This is a genomic window from Nocardioides sp., from assembly GCF_034670285.1.
Lineage (GTDB): Bacteria > Actinomycetota > Actinomycetes > Propionibacteriales > Nocardioidaceae > Nocardioides.
Window position 1 is genome coordinate 1 of the sequence record NZ_JAXMNS010000333.1, and the last position, 4,344, is coordinate 4,344.

At 70.0% G+C, this 4,344-nt stretch carries 3 protein-coding genes and 1 pseudogene; 1 reads left to right on the forward strand and 3 read right to left on the reverse strand.

The genetic code is table 11. The annotated features are described in order from the left end of the window. Positions 1-255: pseudogene (locus VOI19_RS15165) on the reverse strand (hypothetical protein); the annotation flags it as partial. Between the two features lie 86 nt (positions 256-341). Between VOI19_RS15165 and VOI19_RS15170 the strand changes: the two are divergent. Continuing rightward, a complete protein-coding gene (locus tag VOI19_RS15170) occupies positions 342-719 on the forward strand; it encodes a universal stress protein (protein ID WP_323793803.1) in 378 nt (125 codons plus the stop codon). Positions 720-740: 21 nt separating this feature from the next. Here VOI19_RS15170 and VOI19_RS15175 read toward each other — a convergent pair whose 3' ends face one another. Both VOI19_RS15175 and VOI19_RS15180 read right to left on the reverse strand, forming a co-directional pair. Continuing rightward, positions 741-2,321, reverse strand: a complete 1,581-nt coding sequence (locus VOI19_RS15175; protein ID WP_323793804.1) for a hypothetical protein — start codon at positions 2,319-2,321, stop codon at positions 741-743. Between the two features lie 115 nt (positions 2,322-2,436). Continuing rightward, positions 2,437-4,110, reverse strand: a complete 1,674-nt coding sequence (locus tag VOI19_RS15180; protein WP_323793805.1) for a hypothetical protein — start codon at positions 4,108-4,110, stop codon at positions 2,437-2,439. Positions 4,111-4,344 lie beyond the last annotated feature (234 nt).

Here is a 4,344-nt window from a genome sequence, read left to right on the forward strand (position 1 = left end):
CTCGTGGTGGTGGTGAAACAACGCCTCGAGGAGGTCGGTGCGCAAGGCGTGGTCGGGTCGCGGTCCGACGTCGGGCAGGACCGTGCGACCTTCTCCGGGGACGCCGAGCTGAAGGGTCGGAGGGAACACCCGTCGACGCTCGGTGGCCACGTGCTCCAGCACCGCGTGGCGCAGCAGTGCCTCCAGCGCCGGCGCGAGCGGGTGGACCAGGCCGACACCGGGTGACGGGTGCGGAAGCGGTGGTCGGGGAGGCATGCAGCCAGGGTGGCTCACCCCGCTCACAGGCCGCGCTGGTCCTCCACAGGGTGTCAGCAGCGGCTGGGACGGGTAGCGTGCAAGCCATGTCGAGCGTCGTCGTTGGTTACGTGCCCAAGCCCGAAGGTGAAGCAGCCCTCACCACGGCGATCGCAGAGGCGCGCCTGCGCGACGCCGACCTGATCGTGGTGAACTCCCACCAGGGGCGCACCGACGAGGGCGAACCCGATCTCGCCGACGTCCGCGCGACGCTCGAGGCGTCGGGGGTGGACTACGAGATCCGGCAGCTGACCCGCGGGTTCGAGGCGGCCGAGGACCTGGTGAGTGTCGCCGAGGCCAATGACGCGCTCCTCATCGTCATCGGGCTGCGGCGACGGACGCCGGTCGGCAAGCTGATCCTCGGCTCGAACGCGCAGCGCGTGCTCCTCGACGCCCACTGCCCGGTGCTGGCCGTCAAGGCCTGAGGGTCCAGCACCGGTCAGCGATCAGCAGCGGCTCTTGACGGCCGACGCCTTGATCCGCTTGCCACGCTCGGAGGCCTTGGCCTGCCGGTTCAGGGCCCAGCCGCGCTGCCAGTCGTAGAGCACGCGGGTGCGTCGCATCTCGGTGTCGCCGCGACCGACCAGGCTGAGTCGGGGGGTGAGCGGGACTCGCGGCACGGCTTTGCGCTTCAGGGTCGCCAGGCTCTCGCCGTCGAGGAACCAGGTGACGTTGCGTCGGGTGACCTCGATGCCGAACGTGTGCGCGCCGTCTCCGAGCCGCGGGATGCGCCGTGAGCCCGACCAGGCCTTCTGAGCCCGAGCGGACGAGACACCGATGCGAGCCCGCGCGGAGTTGAACGCCACGTCGGCCACGGTGATCACGTTGAGGCCGCACCGGGCGTCCCGCTCCAGGGCCGGGACGAGCTCGATCTTGACGCGGTAGTCGGCGCCGGCGTCCTCGAACACGTCGATACGGCGGCGGAACTCCCAGCGGCCGTAGGTCATGGAGTTGCCAGTGAGGGTCGCGGTGGTCGTGCCGAAGTCGCCGGTGCCGGGGAACTCGCTGACGTTCGTGCTCAGCGCCATCCCGCCGTTGTAGTGCGCCACCCGGCCCGAGCCGTCGGAGGTGTCGATCCAGGTCCCGGTGCGGTGGGTGCCGCGGTAGGGCTGGTCGGTGAGGGACTCACCGCCCTCCCAGGCGAAGTCGTAGCGGAAGGGGCCCCACTTGTAGCGGGTGCTGGCGAGAGGCGTCGCTCCCTTGCTGCTGGTGGCGCGTGCGGTCGTGGTGCTCGTGGTGCTGGGCGAGGAGGCGGTCTCGGCCTTGGCCGGCGCCGCCGTCCCCGGTGCCACCACGTCGACCAGGAGCGGGAACGAGGGGAACCAGCCGATCTCGTTGCCGTCGGTCTTGATGTCGTCGAGGCGCACCCGGTAGGCGAGGTCGCCCGGGTCGCCGGCAGTGACGGTGAAGGAGGCCGCGCCGTCGGCGTCCGAGGACGTGGTGTCGATCGTCTCCCACTGGTCGGTCCGGACCCGCTGCTGCAGATCGATCGTGCGACCGGGGAACGGCGGCGCCGGTCGACCGAGGTTGCCACGCCCGGTGGGGGTGGTGTTCACCCCGAGGGTGAAAGCCTCGCCGCTGACGACTGTGCCGCCCGCCTGCTCGGCGCCACCGTTGAGGGTCAGCACGACCTCCTGCTGACGGGGCTCGAGCATCACGGCCGGACTCGTCGTGCCGTTGCCGGCCAGGACGCGGTAGCTGATCCCGAAGTTGTTGGGGCCGGGGTAGGTGAAGGCGTAGTCGCCGGCGCCGTTGGTGGACGCGACGACACCGTCGCGGGTGTTCCACGAGTCGCCGGGGCGGTTGAAGAGCGTCTGGATCTTCAGCGACGAGTTGGGCGCGCCCGCGAGCGTGCCGGTGAAGGTCAGGCTCTGACCACCGACGAAGACCTCGGGGGAGATGCTCAACGATGTCGAGGACTTCTGGGCGGAGCTGCTGGCTGAGGCGCCGGGAAGGGCGACGAGCGACAGGCTCGTCACCAGGGCTCCGAGCGCGCAGAGCAGGGTCCGGGGCAAGGTTCGGGACATGGGGGTGTCTCCAGCGGGGAGTTGGGGGGAGTTGGGGGGAGTTGGGGGGAGTGGAGCTGGGAGAGGGAAGTGCAGTGGAGCTGTGGGTGGAGCCAGCCTAGGGACCGTGGGTCGATCAGCAGCTGTTTTGCAGATTCTTTACCTTCAGCCCCGAGCCCTTCTGGGCCTTGCGGGCCTGCTTGTTCAGCGTCCAGCCGCGCTGCCAGTCGTAGAGCACCCGGGTGCGGCGCATCTCCTTCTGGCCCTTGCCGACGAGGCTGAGCTTGGGGGTGAGGGGGACCCCGGGCACTGCCTGGCGGTTCTTCACGGTGGCCAGGCTCCTGCCGTTGAGGAACCAGGTGATCTGGCTGCGCGTCACCTCGACGCTCCAGCTGTGGGGGTTGCCGCCCATGCGAGAGATCCGCTTGGACCCGGTCCAGGCCTTCTTGGCGTCCGAGGAGGTCACGCCGAGGCTCGCCTTGCGCGAGTTGTAGCCGACCGTGGCGACGTTGATCGTGTTGGCGCCACAGGCGGAGTCTGCCGCGTTGGCGGGGACGAGCTCGATCTTGACGCGGTAGTCGCGGCCCTTGCGCTCGAAGACGTCGATGCGGCGGCGGAACTCCCAGCGGCCGTAGGTGATCGCGTTGCCGGCGAGCGTCACCGAGTTGGTTCCGTGGTCGCCCCTGCGACCGGACTCGGTGAGGTTGCTCTCGAGTGCGAGACCACCGTTGTGGGCCGCTGCTCGGCCCGATCCGTTGGAGCGATCGATCCAGTAGCCGGTGCGGTTGCGGCCCCGGTAGGGCTTGTCGGTGAGGGACTCACCGGACTCCCAGGCGAAGTCCCAGTGGGTCGGTCCCCACTTGTAGCGTGCGCTGGCCTGGGGGTTGCCGCCCCCCGAGCGTGCCGAGACCGGGGCCATCGGGCGCCCGGCGGTGGGCTGGTTCTCCTCGGCGGCAGACTCCGAGGTGGGGCTCTGCGTGCGTGCGGACGGCGTCGTACGGCTGGCGTTGGGATCGACGAAGCGGACCTCGAGGGGGAACGACGGGAACCAGCCGATCCGGTTGCCGCCTGTGCGGATGGCCGCCTGGCGCACGCGGTAGGCAGTCAGGCCGGGCTCGCCGGCGCTCAGGTAGAACCTCGCCTTGCCGTTGTCGTCCGACGTGGTGCTCGCGATGTTCTGCCACTGGTTGCCGTTGACCCGCTGCTGGAGGTCGAGGGTGCGGCCGGGGAACGCCGGCGGCGGCCGACCGAGATCGCCCTGCCCGGTCGGGGTGGTGTCGACGTCGATGTGGAAGCCCTGGCCGCCGGCCACCTGCCCCCGCTGCTGCACCTTGCCGCCGTTGAGCCGGAGGGTCACCTCTTGCTGGCGCGGCTGGAAGCGGACCACCTTGCTCGTGCGCCCGTTGGCGGCCTTGACCCGGTAGCGGATGTTGTAGTTGCTCGGTGCGGTCTGCGTGAACTTGAACTGACCGCTGCGGTCGGTCGAGCCGATGCTGCGCGAACGGGTGATCCACTTGTCGCCCGGACGGTTGAACAACGACTGGAGCTTCAGCTTCTTGTTGTTGGCACCCGGGATCCGGCCCGAGAACGTCAGTGCCTGACCGCCGACGAAGCGCTTCGGCGTGACGCGCAGGCTCGAGCCCTTCCGGGCGCTCGTGCCGGCGGTGGTCGTCGCGGCTGTCGCGGTCGTCACGGACGTCATCGGGGTAGCGGGGCCGGCAGACGCGCCGGGGGAGGCCCCTGCGCCGGCGAGCAGGGCCACGGTGGTGGCGATGATCGTCGTCGCGGTGGTCAGGTGTCGTCTCATCACGTGTCTTCCGTACCCGTCGAGCGGGTCTCTAGTACTGGCGTCATGTCGGCTTCGAAGCAGACATACGCAGAGCGCCCACTTGGTTGTGGGCGCCCTGCGAAGGAATCAACGCTAGGCAGGCGCCGGCGTCACGGCCGAACCCACGCGACGTGAGGTACCTCTCACGCCAACTGCCGCTCGGGACGCCGCGGCGTGAGCCTTGGGTGGTTGTGCGACTGCGGCTACGTCGCGTGC

Bases quoted from the DNA above. Each gene is read 5' to 3' on its own strand.
- VOI19_RS15175 (WP_323793804.1), bottom strand. From the start codon at position 2,321: ATGTCCCGAACCTTGCCCCGGACCCTGCTCTGCGCGCTCGGAGCCCTG.
- VOI19_RS15170 (WP_323793803.1), top strand. From the start codon at position 342: ATGTCGAGCGTCGTCGTTGGTTACGTGCCCAAGCCCGAAGGTGAAGCA.